This is a genomic window from Nocardiopsis alba DSM 43377 (assembly GCF_000341225.1).
GTDB classification, from domain to species: Bacteria; Actinomycetota; Actinomycetes; order Streptosporangiales; family Streptosporangiaceae; genus Nocardiopsis; species Nocardiopsis alba.
Window position 1 is genome coordinate 95,577 of record NZ_ANAC01000007.1, and the last position, 17,203, is coordinate 112,779.

Consider the following 17,203-nt stretch of genomic DNA (forward strand, 5'->3'; position numbering starts at 1 on the left):
AGAAGCGGGGAAACGCACGGCCACCTTGGACTCTGACACCGTGCGGGTACTGCGGAAGTGGAAGAGGTTCCAAAACCAGGCCCGGCTCCAGGCCGGGCCGGAGTGGGCGGATTCGGGGTTGGTGTTCACCCGCCAAGACGGGCAGGGATGGCACCCCTCGCACGTGAGTGACTGGTTCGCCCGCATCGCACGCGCAGCCGGGTTGCCGCCGATGACGTTGCACGGGCTCCGCCACGGGGCGGCCTCGATGGCCTTGGCTGCGGGAACGGATGTGAAGGTGGTCTCTGCTGAGTTGGGTCATTCCACCGCCCACTTCACACAGGACACCTATCAGACGGTGTTTCCCGAGGTGGCCAAAGCGGCGGCCGAGGCCACCGCCGCCCTGCTGCGCGGCACCTCGGTACCGGTGAGTGGTTTGGTTCCGGTGCGGTAGCCGGTTCAGGGGAGCACACCAGGAGCAGCACGGCACCATCAGCCCCGGGCCGGGGCGCGGGTTCATCTGCCCTGGCCTGGGGTTTTCTCGTGTCCGGAGCCGGGTGACCATCAGATCAAAGGTCCGATCGATTATCGAGAACTTGCCCTGGTGTCTTCCTCTTTTGGTCATTCTGTCGTCGGCCCGTTTGGCCAGATGCTTATAGCAAATGAGGATGCAGGCGGTGCCGATTATGGCCAGGAAAGTGGAGGGGTGTTACGGGGGTGGTGCAACCTGTTGGCCAGGGCATGTTCCTGCGGGTACCGGCACCGACAGCACGGTCGCTGTCGGCCCAGTGCCCCGGTGCCCTGCGATCGTACAGACAGCACTCGATGGCTCCCCGAAAACAGGTAGCGCCGGCGAGTGCGGTGAACTTTGCGCTCTCCTCCCCGGTGCGGCTGCGCGGGCCCAACAGCGTCTGAACCTGGTCGAACTCCTCCCGCCTGATGAGTGGCTCACGGACGGGACAGCCTGACTACGTCCAATCCTCGTTGCTATTCCAGCGCAGTTCGGTCTGGTGGCCGAGCTGAATGTCGTTGACGTCCAGCAGTACTTCGTCCCTGCGCGCCGCTTGCTCAGCTGCCGCGACGCCGAAGCCCCGTACCCGGAAGGTTCCTCCCACACGGGCGAAAGCGGCCGCCAACCACGGCCTACCAGTGGCGGGACTGGGGGACTCTGCGTCCCAGCTCTCGTGGCGGTCGGTCACGAAACCTTGACGTGCTTTGTCCGAAGCATGGGCGTGAGACTGTTTCGTCCCGGTGCTGGGAGAGCAGGGGCCGGAGCAAGGGCGGAAAGCCCCACCAGGCCCGTCCCGCACCCATTCTTGGAGAAGATCATGAAGGCCCTTGTGTACAACGGATCCCGCGATGTCTCCGTCAAGGAGGTCCCTGACGCCCGGATCGAGCGTCCCACCGACGTGCTCGTGCGCATCACCGCCACCAACATCTGCGGTTCCGACCTGCACATGTACGAAGGACGCACCGACCTGGAGCCCGGCAAGGTGCTCGGGCACGAGAACCTCGGCGTGGTCGTCGAGGTCGGCGAGGGTGTCGAGCGCGTCAAGGTCGGCGACCACGTGTGTCTGCCGTTCAACATCGGCTGCGGGTTCTGTCGCAACTGCGAGACCGGCATGCCCTCCTACTGCCTGACGGCCAACCCCGACCCGGAGATGGCCGGGGCCGCCTACGGCTTCGCCGGGATGGGCCCCTACTCCGGCGGGCAGGCCGAGTACCTGCGCGTGCCGTTCGGGGACTTCAACTGCCTGCGGCTGCCCGAGGATGCGGAGGAGAAGGAGGACGACTACGTGATGGTCGCCGACATCTTCCCCACCGGCTGGCACGCCACCCGCCTGGCCGGGCTCAAGCCGGGGGAGTCCTGCGTCGTCTACGGCGCGGGTCCGGTCGGCCTGATGGCGGCCTACTCCGCGCTGCTCCAAGGGGCGTCCCAGGTGATGGTGGTCGACCGCCACCCCGACCGGCTGCGCCTCGTGGAGAGGATGGGGGCGATCGCCGTGGACGACTCCAAGGGCGACCCGGTCGAGCAGATCCTTAACCTCACCGACGGCCGCCGCGCGGACTGCGGCTGCGAGTGCGTCGGCTACCAGGCCCACGACCATCTCGGTGTCGAGCACCCCGAGATGACCATGAACAACCTGGTCAAGTCGGTGAAGTTCACCGGCGGCATCGGCGTCGTGGGCATCTTCCTGCCCTCCGACCCCGGAGCGTCGGACGAGATGGCCCGCAACGGTCGGCTCACCTTCGACATGGGGACGTTCTGGTTCCAGGGCCAGAAGATCGGTACCGGCCAGGCGCCGGTGAAGGCCTACAACCGGCAACTGCGGGACATGATCCACCGGGACCGCGCGAAGCCGTCCTTCATCGTGTCCCACGACCTGCCTCTGCAGCGGGCACCGGAGGCCTACGAGCACTTCGACAACCGCGAGGACGGCTGGACCAAGGTGGTGCTCAAGCCCGCGCTGGCGTGAGCTACGCCGCTGGTCGGCCAGTCGGCCACGCAACCTACACCACGCGGGCCCGGAGGAGCTCAGGTTCTAACGGTGGTCGCAACACCCTGACTTTCAGGACATTGCGACCACGGTGTCGTTTTCGAGGGAAGAACGGGATCGTCTGCGAGCACGGTTCCTGGAACTGATGGACCAGATCGGCAACGCCACCGAGGTAGCCCGGCTGCTCGAGATCAACCGGAACACCGCCTTGGGGTGGGCTCGTCAGGCCGGGCCGAGCGCACAACGCCGACAACGGCCGTACCCAGCGCGCCAGGAGTACGAACGCCTGCGCACACGTGCCCCGACAGACCGCGCGAGAAGTCGGGGTGAACGAGCGCACCGCACGGGACTGGGACCACAGGGTACGCAAGTCCGGTAACAGCTGGCTCTACACCGACGGGCGTAGCGTGGACTCCCCACCGGGTAGACGACCACCAAGTCCCTGACCAGCCCTCCGCCAACCCTAGCCGCGCTCGAAGCGCAGGTGTACCCGCGTTTTCTGACTCTGACCGACCGGGAACGGATCGCGGATCTGCACCACCAAGGCCAGAGCCTGCGAGCGATCGGGCGCCAACTGGGGCGCCCTGCCTCGACCATCAAACAGACGCTCGGCGCTGCCAATACCGCGGAAAAGCAGTCCAGAAATCATGACAAACCGGAAACCCAATCGGAGTGCCGGGCGAGACACTGTGGGCACACCCGAAGGGCCATCTGGCGAACCGGGCGTTCCGGAGCTCGGAGGAGCTGGAGCGGGTGCTGCGGTCCCATCTGTGCTCGGTCCAGTGACAGCCCGGTTTGTTGCGCGGTTTCATCCGATCGGTCCGGTTGGATCCGTGCCCTATTCCGTCAAGCGCCTAATCAAATATCAGTAAAATCGAAGTGTAGCCCCTTGAGGAGACGGGTACATTTTTCACTCTTCCCATATAAGATTTCAGTAGGGGATCCGCTGCCGTTTATGGGGCAATGAGGTCTGTGCTTGCAAGGTTCAAGGTCTGTGTTTTTCTTCAGGGCTTGTGTGTCAGCTTTCCTGGCTGGGTCTCACTCAATAAGAGAGGCAGAATTTTGCCGGACGCAGAACGTCAGAAGGGCCAGAACGAGAACCGCCTTACGGTCGGCGTGATCGCTGATCCCGTCGCCATGCCAGCTTTGATCGGGGAGCAGCTCGCTCAGGACCTTCCACAGTTGTTGACTCAACAAGTCGACTCAGAACAAACCTGGGCCGCCCAGGTGCACTGGGAACGCCTCCCGCCCAGCGATAGCCGCCACACGGCGATGATGGAGCTCGCCGAGACCAAGTTGGCCGAGCACGGCTGGGACATGGTCGTATGCGTGACCGACCTGCCCATGCGCAGCGGCAAGCGAGCGATCATGGGTGACATGAACAGCCAGCGGCGCGTAGTCGTGGTCTCGTTACCGGCCTTCGGGGTCATGGCGCTGCGGCGCAGGGTCGGTGCGGTAGTGGCTCAGCTCGTCGCTGATATGCACAGACCCGTGGCTCCCCAAGAGGGGACCGCACCACACGCACGAAACCGCATCCCCCTACTAGCGGCGCGTTTTCGGCGTCACACCCCCGACCAGGCCGGAGTCGATGCCCGGATCTCCTCCAGGTGGGGGAATCTGCGTTTGTTGTTGGGGATGGTACGAGCTAACCGGCCCTGGCGCCTGACCTGGAGCTTAACCAGCCCGCTGGTCGGTGCCTTTGCCTTCAGCGCATTCTATTTGCTCAACGCCACAGTTTGGGAGATCGCGACCACTTTGTCAGCCTGGCGCCTGGCTCTTGCGGTAATGGGAGCGCTGTCGGTGATGACTGGATGGCTCATTGTTTACCACAACTTGTGGGAACCGGTGAGGGCGCGCCCCCGCGACGAGCGCCAACAGGCGGTGCTGTTCAACGCGACGACGGTACTGACCTTGGGCCTCGGAATAGCTTTTTTGTATGTGGGCCTGTATCTGGTCAACTTGACAGCGGCGCTGGTATTGCTCTCGCCAGGGGTTCTGGATTCGTACATCGCTGGCCAAGCGAGCGCGGGCACCTATGTGCTGATCCCTGTGCTGGTGACGGCGGCGGCCACGGTGGCGGGTGCGATCGGGTCCGGTTTCGAGAGCGAGGAGTCGGTGCGCAACGCCGCCTTCAGCCGGCGCGAACGGGAGCGGCGCGAGGCTTTCCGAGAAAGGCACGAACAGCGCCAAGGATCTCTACAAGAACGCGGAGAGGCTTCCTGAGCCTGAGAACACGTTCCTCACGTCGACGGGGGTCGTGCGTGGCCGGGTAGACAGGCCCGGACGGGTGCGTAGTTGATGAGCTGGTCGGTCCCAACACCACGGCATGAACACGACACGAAGTGAATCTCCCCGGTTGTGTTGGACACTCCGATGGGCGTCTGAGAGGGCTCGTCCGGCCCCCGGTTGCCCCCCGCGCAGGGTAGGGGTTCAGAGGCGGCCGCGGGGTGTTGAAGGGCGTGCGAGGGCACATCGACGGCGGGCCCGCACGGTCACGGGATGGCGAAGTGCTCCGGGAGATCGACACCCACCTGTACTGACCTTGTACTGGGGAGCACACGAGGAGCACACATGACCCAAAAACGCCGCGAGGACCTCTTCCGAGATCCTCGCTTACCCCGTCTGACCTGGGGTTTTGTGGCGCACCCGGCAGGATTCGAACCTGCGACCGTCGGATTAGAAGTCCGGTGCTCTATCCACTGAGCTACGGGTGCCGGCATTCAATTGTGGCCCGACTTCGCCGGACGTGACCGGGTTGTGACCGGGGGTGGGGCGAGAGGGGCGATCCTCTGGCGGGAGGGCCCGCGCGGTGGTGCCTCCGCTGTCCCGAGCAGACATTCTAGGGTATTCGGCAGATGTCGCCCACAGCCGGGCAAAGCCTCATCGACTACGGGGATTCGTAGTTGCGTCTCTTTAGCACGCGCGTTCCACCAAATCGGTCTCTATGGGCTTCCCGCCCCACGTTACCGGTGATTAACCCCGGTTGCGGTGCTGCGCGGCCGGTGTTTCGCGAACTGCGAGGGGCCGCCCCTCACCGAGAGGCGGCCCGGTCGATCAGAAGACCCACCACTGACCTGCGGAGATCTCCGTTGACGCGAGCTCGACCAGCATGTGTTCGCCTCTCTTGCCGACTGTATGGGGCTCTAGGGGTATGGACGAACGAGCGGTGCGCCAAACCGATTCGGCCGTGGTCAGGTGACCCGGGTCGGTGCTGTTGACTGAAGGCATGAGACGGGGATTGATCTCGGGGTTCGTACTGGACGGGTTGGTACCGGATCCGCGTGAGGGGCATCCGGTGGCGCTCTTCGGCGCGGCGGCCGGGCGGTTGGAACGGTGGCTCTACCGCGATTCGGTGGCGGCGGGAGCGGTGTTCACGGCCGCCGCCGTGGTGCCGGTGGTCGTGGCGGGTCGTGGGCTGCGGGGGCCGGTGGCCACCGCCGCGGCGACCTGGGCGGTCCTGGGCGGAAGCATGCTCGGGCGTGAGGCCGAACGGGTGGCCGACGCCTTGGAACGAGGGGATCTGGAACGGGCACGGACGCTCGTGCGGGGCCTGTGCGGGCGTGATCCGCGCTTCCTGGACGAGGACGGGGTGGCGCGGTCGGTGGTGGAGTCGGTCGCCGAGAACACCTCCGACGCCGTCGTCGGTCCGCTGGTGTGGGGAGCGTTGTGCGGAACGCCGGGGCTGGTGGGTTTCCGGGCGGTCAACACGTTGGACGCGATGGTCGGTCACCGGAACGAGCGTTACGAGCGGTTCGGCAAGGCCTCGGCCCGGTCGGACGACGTGGCCGGATGGGCGCCCGCCCGGTTGACGGCCCTGCTCGCGGTGGCCGCGTCGCCGCTGGTGGGCGGGGACATGGGGAAGGCCTGGAAGGTATGGCGGCGCGACCGTCGTGCCCATCCGAGTCCGAACGCCGGACAGTGCGAGGCCGCGTTCGCGGGCGCGCTGGGGCGGACGCTGGGCGGGACCAACACCTACGGGGATCGGGTGGAGCACCGGCCCCGGATGGGGGAGGGGCCCGAGGTGGCGGTCGCCGACATCCGGCGGGCGGTGCGGTTGGCGCGGGCGGTGAACGTGGGCGCGCTCGCGGTGGCGGTGGTCGGCGCGGGGCTCGGTAAGGGGCGCGCGCCGGGTGGCCGCCTTCGACGTCGGGGGGCCGTCGCCGGCCGGAGGTGAGTCGTCTACTCTCCTACGACGCCGTGCGTCCGCCGCGCTTCCACGGACGTGACGCCGTTCCGATGTTCGAAGGGCCGAAGCGGCGCTCGGACGTCGGATTCGCCATCGCCCGCCACCCCCCTTCGCCGACCCCATCGAGACAAGGCCCCGACATGACCTCCATCGAGTCCTCTCCCCATCCCGACCAGAGACGTGTCCTGACCGTGTTGGTCGTCGCGCAGGTGCTCAGTGGCGCCGGCCTGGCGGCGGGCATCACCGTGGGGGCCCTGCTCGCCCAGGAGATGCTCGGCGGCGCGGGTTGGGCCGGCCTGCCCAGCGCCCTGTTCACGGTGGGTTCGGCGGTGGCCGCCGCCCTGATCGGTCGGACCTCGCAGCGTCTGGGGCGGCGTACCGGTCTGGCGGCCGGGTACGCGGTGGGCGCGGTCGGTGCTCTGGGCGTGGTCGCCGCGGCGATGGCGGACAGTGTGGCGCTGCTGTTCGTGTCCTTGTTCGTGTACGGGGCGGGGACCGCCACCAACCTCCAGGCCCGTTACGCCGGCGCCGACCTGGCCACGCCGGGCAGCCGAGGGCGGGCCCTGAGCACGGTGATGGTGGCGACCACCCTGGGCGCGGTCGTGGGCCCCAACCTGGTCGAACAACTGGGGGCTCTGGCACGGTCGATCGGGATCCCGGAGCTGTCCGGCCCCTTCCTGCTGGCCGCCGCGGCCTACGCCTCGGCCGGTCTGGTGCTGTGGCTCCTGCTGCGCCCCGATCCGCTGCTCACGGCCCTGGCCCGGGAGACGGGTGTCGAGGGCGTCGCGGTGAAGGGCGACGAGGGGGCGGACGGCGATCGGCGGATGCTGCTCCTGGGGGCGACCGTCATGGTCCTGTCCCAGCTCGTCATGGTCGCGATCATGACGATGACCCCGATCCACATGATCGGTCACGGGCATTCGGTGGGCGCGGCCGGTCTGGTGATCGCCGTCCACGTCGCGGCGATGTACCTGCCCTCACCGATCTCCGGTCTGCTGGTCGACCGGGTGGGAAGGCTGCCCGTGGCGGCGGCCTCGGGGGTCACCCTGGTGGCGGCGGGGATCGTGGCGGCCCTGGCCCCGCCCGCGTCGGTGCCGCTGTTGGCGTTGGCGCTGGCCCTGCTGGGGCTGGGGTGGAGCTTCGGTCTGGTGTCGGGGACGGCGATCATCACCGACGCGGCCCCGACCGCCACCCGGGCGAAGGTCCAGGGCACCGTGGACGTGGCGATCGCGATCGCGGGCGCCGGTGGAGGTCTGGCCTCGGGGATGGTGGTGGCGGCCGGGAGCTATGCCCTGCTGTCCCTGAGCGGGGGTGTGCTCGCGTTGGCGGTCCTGCCGGTCATCGTCTGGTCGGCGCGTGCCAAGGCCGCGAACGGGGTCTGATCGCGCCCTTCCCGCCCCGGCCCGTCGTTCCGCGGCCGGGGCGGGCGTCGGTCCTCCGCGTCCGTCCTCTCGATCACGTCCGTCGTCGGGCGGGCGCCGTTCAGGCCGCGAGGGAGCGAGCGTGGTTGACCTGATGGTTGACCTGGGTCACGATCACGCGGTTGCTCACCGGGACGAGGGTCGAGTGGTGGTGGCCCGCGCCCTGGACGGTGACCTGCACGTGGCCGTTGACCCTGGTCTCCTTGACCAGTAGGAAGAGCAGGCCGAGCAGGCAGGTCCACCAGAAGACGAGGATCGCGACGACGATCGCCCAGGTGGGGGTGTGCTGTTCGGCGCGGCTCATGTCGGTCACCGTCCAGACGGTGCCCTTGATGGGGAAGCGTCCGGCCGGGGTGATCACGGTGTTCTGGGTGACCGCGATGTCCCCGATGGTGAGGAGAGTGGGTTCGCCGGGGAGGGGTGTAGCGCCCTCGGCGGGCATGTAGCCGCCGGTGGAGGGGGTGTAGGGGTCGAGTCCGCCGCCGTGGGGGCCCGGTGGGAGGCCCCAGCCGGCGGGGCCGTTGCCGGGACCCTGCCAGGGACGTCCGGGTTCGGGGTGCTCGTTCATGGGGGGATTGTGTCAAAGGCCCGCCCGTTCGAGGGGCGCCGTCTCACGGCCGGGGGAGGTTGTGGCCGGTTGTGGCCATTCGAGGGGGTGGGTGTGAGGGACCGTGTGCGGTGCGTTCGGAGTATCGGCCCTGGTGTGGCATGCATCACGTTCAAACATGAGGGTTCGGGCCGTTCTGTCCAGGACGCTCCCGAAAACGTGAAAGACTTTCGCGATTTGCGCGCCCCTACGTAACATGCGGCTGATCCATCGCCCGCACCCCCAGGTGGTGACAGCTACACATGCCTCCCTCCCCTCCGTCCCTCAGCACCCCTGCCCGAAGGCGCCGGTTCCGTGCCGGCGCGGTGGGGGCCGCCATGGCGGTCGTCGCCTCCACCGTCTCCGCGGTGCCGGTCGCGCCCGCCCTGGCCGAACCGGTCGCCTACGAGGACTACTGCGCGCCCGCCGGGTGCCTGGACATCCTCCCGCCGGGCCAGAACGGCAGCGCCACCCTGGTCGAGATCCTCGGCCACCAGGTCTTCGGCACCCGTCCGGCCTACTCCTCCAGTCAGCTCGACATGTACGACGAGCTGGTGCACCAGTACGACAACCTCACCGAAGAGCGTCTGGACGAGTTCTTCCAGGACGCCACCTTCGGGGTCGGCGACGCCGGAGTGGACCGGGAGTACCGGCCGCGCGAGGACGTCACCATCACCCGCGACGCCCGCCACGGCATCCCGCACATCGAGGGAACGACCCGTGAGGGCACCATGTTCGGCGCCGGATACGCCGCCGGCGAGGACCGCCTCTTCCTCATGGACGTCCTGCGTCGCGTCGGCCGGGGCGAACTCACCTCCTTCGCCGGAGGCGCCGAGGGCAACCGCGGTCTGGAACAGGACCTGTGGGCCACGGCGCCCTACACCGAGGAGGACAAGCAGGCCCAGATCGATCGGGTCGCCGACAGCGGAGAACGGGGCGCTCAGGCCCTCGCCGACGTCGACTCCTACCTCGAAGGCGTCAACGCCTACATCGCCGAGTCCGACAAGGGCCGCTACTTCCCCGGCGAGTACGTCCTGACCGGGCACAAGAACGCCATCACCAACGCGGGCGAGATCGAGCCCTTCACCCCCACCGACGTCGTCGGCATCGCCGCCATGGTCGGCGGGATCTTCGGCGGCGGGGGCGGCGGCGAGGTCCAGTCCGCGATCGTCCTCGCCAACTTCCAGGACCGCTACGGCGCCGAGGAGGGGCTGGAGCTCTGGCGGGCCTGGCGGATGGAGAACGACCCCGAGGCCTCGGTCAGCGTCGACGGTGAGTTCCCCTACAGCCAGACCCCCGACGACCCGGTCGGCGAGGTGATCCCCGACGCCGGATCGGTGGAGCCCTACGACATCGTCCACGACGAGTACGGTTCGGCGGCCTCCGACGCCTCCGTCGCCGCGGCGGAGTCGGTCTCCGAGGAGGAGGTCCCAGGGGCCGACGCCCCCACCGTGGACGATCTCACCGAGGAGCAACGGGCCGAGCTGGAGGAGATGGCCGAGGAGGGCGACCTGTCCGCCGTCGAGGGCATCTTCGACGACGGCGTGCTCCCCGAGGGCTTCCTCGACCCGAGGGGCATGTCCAACGCCCTGCTCGTCTCCGGTGAGCACACCGAGAGCGGCAACCCCGTCGCCGTGATGGGTCCCCAGACCGGGTACTTCTCTCCGCAGCTGCTCATGCTCCAGGAGCTCCAGGGGCCCGGGATCAGCGCGCGCGGCGCCTCTTTCGCCGGTGTCAGCTTCTACGTCCAGATGGGACGCGGGGTCGACTACGCCTGGAGCGCCACCTCGGCGGGCCAGGACATCACCGACACCTTCGCGGTCGAACTGTGCGAGACCGACGGTTCGGCGCCCACGACCTCATCGCGCTCCTACGTGAACGCCTCCGGTGACTGCGTGGACTTCGAGTCGCTGAGCGTCAGCAACGACTGGACCCCGACCATCGCCGACCAGACCCCCGAGGGCGGCTACACGCTCACCTCGTTGCGTTCGGACCACGGCCTGGTGCGCTCCTTCGCCACCGTCGACGGTGCTCCGGTCGCCTTCACCGAGCTGCGATCGACCTACATGCGCGAGGTCGACTCGATCCTCGGCTTCCAGAGGTTCAACGACCCCGACGAGATCACCTCGGCGGAGAGCTTCACCGAGGCCGCCGGGGACATCGGCTACGCCTTCAACTGGCACTACGTCGACGACGAGGACATCGCCTTCATCAACTCGGGCTCCAACCCGATGCGGATCGAGGGCACCAACCCCAACCTGCCGATCGACGCCTCCTCGTCCGCCGGCTGGTCGGGCTGGGACCCGGCCACCAACGAGGCCGACTACCACCCCAAGGAGGACCACCCGCAGCAGATCAACCCGGACTACATCGTCAACTGGAACAACAAGCCGGCGCAGGGGTACACCTCGGGCTGGTCGACCGGTTCGGTGCACCGCAACGACCTGCTGGACGCCCGGGTGTCCGGTCTGATCGGGGAGGGGCATCGGTTCACCACCGCCTCCCTGACCGCGACGATGATGGAGGCCGGGGTCGCCGACCTGCGCGCCGAGCAGGTGCTCCCGCTCCTGCTGGAGGTCATCGACTCCGAGGAGGTCGACGACCCGGAGCTGGCCGCCACCGTGGACTCCCTGCGGGCCTGGGTCGACGGCGGAGCCCTGCGGCGCGAACCGCACCGCGACGCCGGCTACTACGACCACGCCGACGCCATCCGGGTCCTGGACGCCTGGTGGCCGATCCTGGTGCGGGCCCAGTTCGAGCCGGGCCTGGGCGAGGATCTGTTCACCCAGATCACCCGGGCCGCCTCGGTCGACGAGTCCCCGGCGCGCAACGGGCACGTGGGCTCGGCCTTCCAGTACGGATGGTGGTCCTACGTGGACAAGGACCTGCGCACGGTCCTGGATCGAGAGGTCGACGGCACGCTCGGCGACCGGGCCTACTGCGGCGAGGGCGACCTCGGCGACTGCCGGACGGTGCTGCTGGACAGCCTCGCCCAGGCGGCGGCGGTCCCCGCGGGCGAGGTCTACCCGGGTGACGGGAACTGCTCGGCCGGCGACCAGCTCTGCGCGGACACGGTGATCCACCAGTCCGTGGGCGGGATCGACATGTGGCCGATCCACTGGCAGAACCGACCCACCTATCAGCTCGTCTACGAGTTCTCCGGCGGACGCTAGCCGCTCGGAACGGACGCGGCCCGCGGCACACCTCGATCCTCGGGGGAGCCGCGGGCCGCGATCGTGTATCCGTTCAGGGGATCTTGTGGTGCGGAGGGTTTGTGTGGGTAGCTTAAGGACTACCCGGAACCATGGCGGGGAGGGCCACAGGAACATGCCGGTCTGGCTGATCTGGATCATTCTCGCGACCGCTCTCGGCGTCGCCGAGTTCTTCACGCTGACCTTCGTCCTGGGTCTCCTGGCCGCCGCCGCTCTGGTGGCCGGATTGCTGGGCGCGCTGGGGCTTCCCGTGGTCGTGCAGATCATCGGGTTCGCCGCGGCCGCCGCCGCGGGGCTCGTCCTGGTCAAGCCGCTCATGGACCGGCAGATGAACCGGGGCCCCGACGTCCGTTCCGGAACCGCCGCCCTGGTGGGCAGGTCGGCGGTGGTCCTGGAGGAGGTCGACGCCGATCGCGGGCTCGTCAAGTTGAACGGTGAGGAGTGGTCGGCGCGCTGCCTGGACGAGGACCTGGTGGTCCCGGTCGGGGCGCGTGTCGATGTCATGGAGATCGATGGCGCGACGGCCGTGGTCTATCCGCGCGAGGCCCTGCCGGAACGGCCCGAACCGCCGGAACAGAACAGACCCGAGCAGGACTGACCGGCCGACACCGCGGCGGGTCGGCCGGCGGGACCGCTTCCGTCCACATCGGGGACGGGGCCCGACGACCGGCCACGGACGGCGGCCGCATCCCCCGAACGAGGGAGTGTTCTCGTCGACGCTCTCGCGGCACCGGCGGAGCCGGTCCGTGACGAGCGGGCGACGATCGACGAGGACACGACCGAAGGACAGGTGCAGAAGATGGAATCAGCCATACCGCTCATCATCATCGCGGTCATCCTGGTCGCCGCCGCGCTGTCGGCGATCCGTATCGTGCCGCAGGCGCGCGCCTACAACATCGAGCGCTTCGGCCGCTACATCAGGACGCTCGACCCCGGACTGAACTTCATCATCCCGGGGGTCGACCGCGTCAACACCAAGTTCGACCTGCGTGAACAGGTGTTCAGTTCGCGGCCGCAGCCGGTGATCACCGAGGACAACCTCGTGGTGAACATAGACACCGTCCTCTACTACCAGGTGACCCAGCCCAAGGCGGCCGCCTACGAGGTCGCCAACTACATCCAGGCCATAGACCAGCTCACCGTCACCACGCTGCGCAACGTCATCGGTTCCATGGACCTGGAGCGCACCCTGACCTCCCGTGAGGAGATCAACACCCGACTGCGCGGGGTCCTGGACGAGACCACCGGCAAGTGGGGGATCCGGATCAACCGGGTCGAGATCAAGGCGATCGACCCGCCTCCCACCATCAAGGAGGCGATGGAGAAGCAGATGCGGGCCGACCGCGACAAGCGCGCGGCGATCCTGCACGCCGAGGGTGAGCGTCAGTCCCGCATCCTCAAGGCGGAGGGCGCCCGTCAGCAGGCGATCCTGGAGGCGCAGGGAGACCAGCAGGCGGCGATCCTGCGGGCCGACGGTGAGGCCCAGGCGATCGAGCGGGTCTTCCAGGCGGTGCACGCCAACAACGCCGACGCCAAGCTGCTCGCCTACAAGTACCTGGAGACCCTGCCGAGCCTGGCCGAGGGCGAGGGCAACAACACCTTCTGGGTGATCCCGGGCGAGCTCACCGAGGCGGTCAAGAACGTCAGTCAGGCCTTCGCCGGCGAGGCGGCGGCGTCCACGCCCTCGACGGAGAAGGCGGCCGACGAGGGGGCCGACAGCGGTCCGGCGCAGATCACCGGACCCGATCCGGCCGGTTCCTCCTCGGCCCGGGCCGCGGCCCAGGCGGCCGAGGCCGCGGAGCGGGCGGTCGCCGACGCCCGAGACGACGTGCGCAGGGCCGGCGCGGGGCTCGGCACTCCGGAACCGCGCGACGGCGAGTGAGGAGATCGGTTCCACGAACGCCCGGAGGCGCCCTCGACGAGGGCGCCTCCGGTTCGTCGAGGGTCAGATCAGCAGCAGCTTGCCGGTGGTGCCGCGCGAGGTCAGGTCCTCGTGGGCCCGGCCCGCCTCCTCCAGCGGGTAGCGGCCCCCGATCCGCAGGTTCAGCCGCCCCTCGCCGATCAGGGTGAACAGGTCGCGGGCGCGCCCCAGCAGTTCGTCGCGGTCGGCGACGAAGTGCGCGAGCGAGGGTCGGGTGAGATAGACCGAACCGGCGCCGTTGAGCCGCTTGGGGTCCACCGGTTCGACCGCTCCGCTGGACTGGCCGAACAGGGCCAGCACACCGCGCGGTCGCAGCGACGCCAGACTCGCGTCGAAGGTGTCCCGGCCGACCCCGTCGTAGACGGCGGCCACGCCCTCCCCCTTGGTGAGGTCGCGGACGGCCTCGGCCACCGGGGTCTCGGTGTAGCGGACGATCTCGTCGGCGCCCGCCTCACGGGCGACGGCCTCCTTGGCGTCGGTGGAGACCGTGCCGATCACCCGGGCGCCTCGGGCCTTGGCCAGTTGGACGATGAGCAGACCGGTGCCGCCGGCGGCGGCGTGCACCAGGACGGTCTCGCCCTCGGCCACGGGGTGCACCGAGTGGGTGAGGTAGTGGGCGGTCATCCCCTGGAGCAGTACGGCGGCCGCCTGCTCGTCGGTGACGTCGTCGGGCACCGGTACGAGCCGGGAGGCGTCGATCACGGCCCGGTCGGCGTAGCCGCCCGGAGCCAAGGCCCAGCCGACACGGTCGCCCGTTGCCAAGGAGTCGACCCCCTCGCCCAGGGCCGCGACCGTGCCGACGGCCTCCATACCGGGGACGTAGGGCAGCGGCACCTGGTAGGCGCCGGCGCGCTGGTAGACGTCGATGAAGTTGACGCCTCTGGCCGATACGTCCACCAGGACCTGACCGGGACCGGGGGCGGGGTCGTCCAACTCGGCCGGGCGCAGGACCTCGGGTCCACCGAACTCCTCGATCACGATGGCGCGCATGTCGTTCCTCCTGGGATGGGGTCAGTCCTCGGGGTCGATCCGGTAGAGAGAGTAGTCGGTGTAGGCGGCGCCGATCGGGTCATTGGCGGCACCGGGACGCAACACGATCCCGACCCGACGGCGTTCCTCGTCGTCGAGAGAGGAGTCGTCCGGGAGCGGCTGGTCGTCCTTGGTCTGAAGGACCAGCTCGTCGTTGACCCACATGCGCAGGTCCATGTAGGGGTCCTGATCGTCCTCGACCACGTACTCGCAGGAGAGGGCGATCTCGTTGGTGACCAGGTCACCGAGGTCGGCCCGGTAGGGCAGCCCCTCGACGTCGCTCTCCTCATCGAAGAGATCGTAGGTGCGGAAACCGCCGAGGTCGGTGGTGGAGGCGAGCGCGTTGTCACCGCTCTCCTCCGTCACCCGGCGGATCTGCGCCTCGGCGCCGTCGAAGCGCAGCAGAGCCTCGTACGTGGTGCGCTCGTCGTCCTCCTGGTCCCAGCAGCGCACCCCCGACGTGGACTCCCCGGGCCCCTCCAGCGCGATCATCGTGGTCCGGACGAGGATTCCGTCGGGCGTCTCGCGCTCGTAGGGGACGACCGAGCCCCGGGAGGGTCCGGACTCGGGGTCGAGCCAGAGCATCATGGCGTTCTGGGCGCCCCAGTAGGAGACCTGGCCGGTGTCCGGGTCCTGAGGGTCGAACTCGTAGGAGGACCAGCCGGGGTCGGTGGCGAAGTCGTGCGAGTAGAGGCTGGTGGTGTTCTCCGGAGGCGCGGAGGAATCGGAGAACAGGACGGCGCCGCCGATCACCGCCACCAGGACCAGCGCGGTCGCGCCGCCGCCGATGAGCATGAGCCGGCGTCGCCCACCGGACCCGCCGTTCTCAGGGGCGGAACCCGGACCACCGGGCGTGCCGGGACCCCCGGGACCGCCGGGTCCGCTGTGGGCGCCGAAGGCGGGCTGACCGTGGGCGGGGGAGGGACCGGGGTGCCCACCCTGATGGGTCGGCACGGGGTGGCCGCCGTTGTGCCATCCGCCGTGGCCGGGCCCCTGTGGGGTCCCCGCGTAGGGGCCCTGACCCGGGCCCGGGCCCTGCGGTCGGGCTCCGTAGGGGTGGCCGGCCTGCGGCGGATGGGCCGGTGCCTCCTGGGGGCCGGAGGGCGGTCGCTGGGCGTACGGACCCGGCATGTGGGGCTGAGGAGCGGCGTTCTGCCCGCCGGGAGGGGTGGACCCTCCCGTGGGGGCCCGCCCCTGGTCGGGCGCGGGAAGCGTGGGAGCGACCGCGGTCGGTGGCGGTGCCGCCTCTTCCCGGGGGAGCTCATCGACCGTCTCCTGGGGCGGGGTGCCCGCGACCGGGGCCGAACTCGGCGGCGCCCAGGAGGTGCTGATCGTGCGTCGCACCACCGACTCCTCCGGGGACTCCTGTCCGGTGAGCCGGGCCAGGAGCTGCTGGGAGGTGGGGCGGTTGTCGGGGTTCTTGTCGAGGGTGGAGCCGACCAGGTCGAGCAGGCTCGGGTCCAGGCCGTCCAACCTTGGTTCCGCGGAGGAGATGTTGTGCAGGACGGCGGGCACGGTGGCGGCGTCGAAGGGGGCGCGTCCGGTACCGGCGAAGGCGACCAGGCAGCCCCAGGCGAAGATGTCGGCGGCGGGGGTCGCCTGCTCGCCGAGGATCAGCTCCGGCGCCATGTAGGAGGGGGTGCCCATGAGCTGGCTGGAGCGGGTGATGCCGCCACTGGAATCGTCCAGGGCGCGGGCGATCCCGAAGTCGATGACCTTCGGTCCGACCGGGGAGAGCAGGACGTTGGCCGGTTTCAGGTCGCGGTGGATCACCCCGGAACCGTGGATGGCGGTGAGCGCCGCGGCCACGCCCATGGCCAGGCCGTCCAGGGTGCCGCCGCGCATGGGCTCCCCGTGCCGTACGGCCTCGTCGAGGTTGGGACCGGGAACGTACTCCGACACGATGAACAGGGGCTCGCCCTCCAGGCGGGCGTCGATGACGCCGGCGGTGGAGAAGCGGGCCACGCGTCGGGCGGCGTCCACCTCGCGGGCGAAGCGCCTGCGGAAGGATTCGTCGTCGGCCAGATCGGGGTGGATCAGTTTCACGGCGACGGGGCGGCCGGCGGAATCCTCGGCGAGGTAGACGGTTCCCATGCCGCCGCGCCCGAGTCGGCTGACGACGCGGTAACCGTCGAGTTCACGCGGGTCCCCCGCACGCAGGGGTTTGCCGCTTTCGTGGCCCTTGGACGTCACAGTAGGGGGTCCCTCGTAGATCGTGTGGTTCGCGCCTGACAGCGTATCGACGCCCCGCCCGGGCGCGTTTCGGGCGGGGGGTTCGACCCGGTGGTGGGATCGGCGCCGCCCATGACTCTCGTACACCTTCGAAGGCGGGAACGCCGGGTTCCGGCGATGGTGTCACAGGTGGGGACGT

Annotated in this window: 11 protein-coding genes, 1 tRNA gene and 1 pseudogene; 9 read left to right on the forward strand and 4 right to left on the reverse strand. The window is 69.1% G+C overall.

Annotation, left to right across the window (positions count from 1 at the left end; all coding sequences use genetic code 11):
- Position 1 precedes the first annotated feature (1 nt).
- The 4 genes and pseudogenes from D451_RS0105720 to D451_RS0105735 form a co-directional block, all read left to right on the forward strand.
- A pseudogene (locus D451_RS0105720) lies at positions 2-433 on the forward strand (tyrosine-type recombinase/integrase); the annotation flags it as partial.
- 874 nt (positions 434-1,307) lie between these two features.
- Positions 1,308-2,456: a glutathione-independent formaldehyde dehydrogenase gene (locus D451_RS0105725; RefSeq protein ID WP_020379938.1), complete on the forward strand. Its 1,149-nt coding sequence runs from the start codon at positions 1,308-1,310 to the stop codon at positions 2,454-2,456.
- A 505-nt stretch (positions 2,457-2,961) separates the two neighbouring features.
- The gene (locus D451_RS28915; RefSeq protein ID WP_193789595.1) at positions 2,962-3,444 is read left to right on the forward strand and encodes a helix-turn-helix domain-containing protein; all 483 of its coding nucleotides are present in this window, start codon (positions 2,962-2,964) and stop codon (positions 3,442-3,444) included.
- Between the two features lie 95 nt (positions 3,445-3,539).
- Entirely contained in the window at positions 3,540-4,700 is a 1,161-nt protein-coding gene (locus D451_RS0105735; protein WP_017533745.1) for a hypothetical protein, read from the forward strand.
- A gap of 415 nt (positions 4,701-5,115) precedes the next feature.
- Here the strand turns inward: D451_RS0105735 and D451_RS0105740 are convergent.
- A tRNA-Arg gene (locus D451_RS0105740) sits at positions 5,116-5,191 on the reverse strand.
- A 512-nt stretch (positions 5,192-5,703) separates the two neighbouring features.
- On the opposite strand from D451_RS0105740, the gene D451_RS26270 reads away from it, so the two are divergent.
- Positions 5,704-6,651 carry a cobalamin biosynthesis protein gene (locus D451_RS26270; protein WP_086003585.1) on the forward strand — a complete coding sequence of 316 codons (948 nt, stop codon included), beginning with the start codon at positions 5,704-5,706 and terminating at the stop codon, positions 6,649-6,651.
- Between the two features lie 152 nt (positions 6,652-6,803).
- Positions 6,804-8,045, forward strand: coding sequence for an MFS transporter (locus tag D451_RS0105750; protein WP_017533747.1), 1,242 nt, complete (start codon positions 6,804-6,806; stop codon positions 8,043-8,045).
- A gap of 100 nt (positions 8,046-8,145) precedes the next feature.
- Here D451_RS0105750 and D451_RS0105755 read toward each other — a convergent pair whose 3' ends face one another.
- Entirely contained in the window at positions 8,146-8,652 is a 507-nt protein-coding gene (locus tag D451_RS0105755) for a hypothetical protein (protein ID WP_014912389.1), read from the reverse strand.
- 356 nt (positions 8,653-9,008) lie between these two features.
- Here D451_RS0105755 and D451_RS0105760 point away from each other — a divergent pair, with 356 nt between their 5' ends.
- The 3 genes from D451_RS0105760 (at position 9,009) to D451_RS0105770 (ending at position 13,764) form a co-directional block, all read left to right on the forward strand.
- Positions 9,009-11,843 carry a penicillin acylase family protein gene (locus D451_RS0105760; RefSeq protein ID WP_017533748.1) on the forward strand — a complete coding sequence of 945 codons (2,835 nt, stop codon included), beginning with the start codon at positions 9,009-9,011 and terminating at the stop codon, positions 11,841-11,843.
- 154 nt (positions 11,844-11,997) lie between these two features.
- Positions 11,998-12,480: an NfeD family protein gene (locus D451_RS0105765; protein WP_014913583.1), complete on the forward strand. Its 483-nt coding sequence runs from the start codon at positions 11,998-12,000 to the stop codon at positions 12,478-12,480.
- Positions 12,481-12,681: 201 nt separating this feature from the next.
- Positions 12,682-13,764, forward strand: a complete 1,083-nt coding sequence (locus tag D451_RS0105770) for an SPFH domain-containing protein (RefSeq protein ID WP_014910501.1) — start codon at positions 12,682-12,684, stop codon at positions 13,762-13,764.
- A gap of 63 nt (positions 13,765-13,827) precedes the next feature.
- Here the strand turns inward: D451_RS0105770 and D451_RS0105775 are convergent, their stop codons facing one another.
- Together D451_RS0105775 and D451_RS0105780 are read right to left on the reverse strand one after the other, a co-directional pair.
- A complete protein-coding gene (locus D451_RS0105775; RefSeq protein WP_017533750.1) occupies positions 13,828-14,793 on the reverse strand; it encodes a quinone oxidoreductase family protein in 966 nt (321 codons plus the stop codon).
- Between the two features lie 21 nt (positions 14,794-14,814).
- Positions 14,815-17,025, reverse strand: a complete 2,211-nt coding sequence (locus D451_RS0105780) for a serine/threonine-protein kinase (protein ID WP_017533751.1) — start codon at positions 17,023-17,025, stop codon at positions 14,815-14,817.
- Positions 17,026-17,203: the final 178 nt, after the last annotated feature.

What these genes read in the sequence shown, in the direction of transcription:
- D451_RS26270 (WP_086003585.1), top strand. Translation starts at nt 5,704, where the DNA reads ATGAGACGGGGATTGATCTCGGGGTTCGTACTGGACGGGTTGGTACCG.
- D451_RS0105765 (WP_014913583.1), top strand. Translation starts at nt 11,998, where the DNA reads ATGCCGGTCTGGCTGATCTGGATCATTCTCGCGACCGCTCTCGGCGTC.
- D451_RS0105725 (WP_020379938.1), top strand. Translation starts at nt 1,308, where the DNA reads ATGAAGGCCCTTGTGTACAACGGATCCCGCGATGTCTCCGTCAAGGAG.
- D451_RS0105770 (WP_014910501.1), top strand. Translation starts at nt 12,682, where the DNA reads ATGGAATCAGCCATACCGCTCATCATCATCGCGGTCATCCTGGTCGCC.
- D451_RS0105755 (WP_014912389.1), bottom strand. Translation starts at nt 8,652, where the DNA reads ATGAACGAGCACCCCGAACCCGGACGTCCCTGGCAGGGTCCCGGCAAC.
- D451_RS0105775 (WP_017533750.1), bottom strand. Translation starts at nt 14,793, where the DNA reads ATGCGCGCCATCGTGATCGAGGAGTTCGGTGGACCCGAGGTCCTGCGC.
- D451_RS0105760 (WP_017533748.1), top strand. Translation starts at nt 9,009, where the DNA reads ATGGCGGTCGTCGCCTCCACCGTCTCCGCGGTGCCGGTCGCGCCCGCC.
- D451_RS0105750 (WP_017533747.1), top strand. Translation starts at nt 6,804, where the DNA reads ATGACCTCCATCGAGTCCTCTCCCCATCCCGACCAGAGACGTGTCCTG.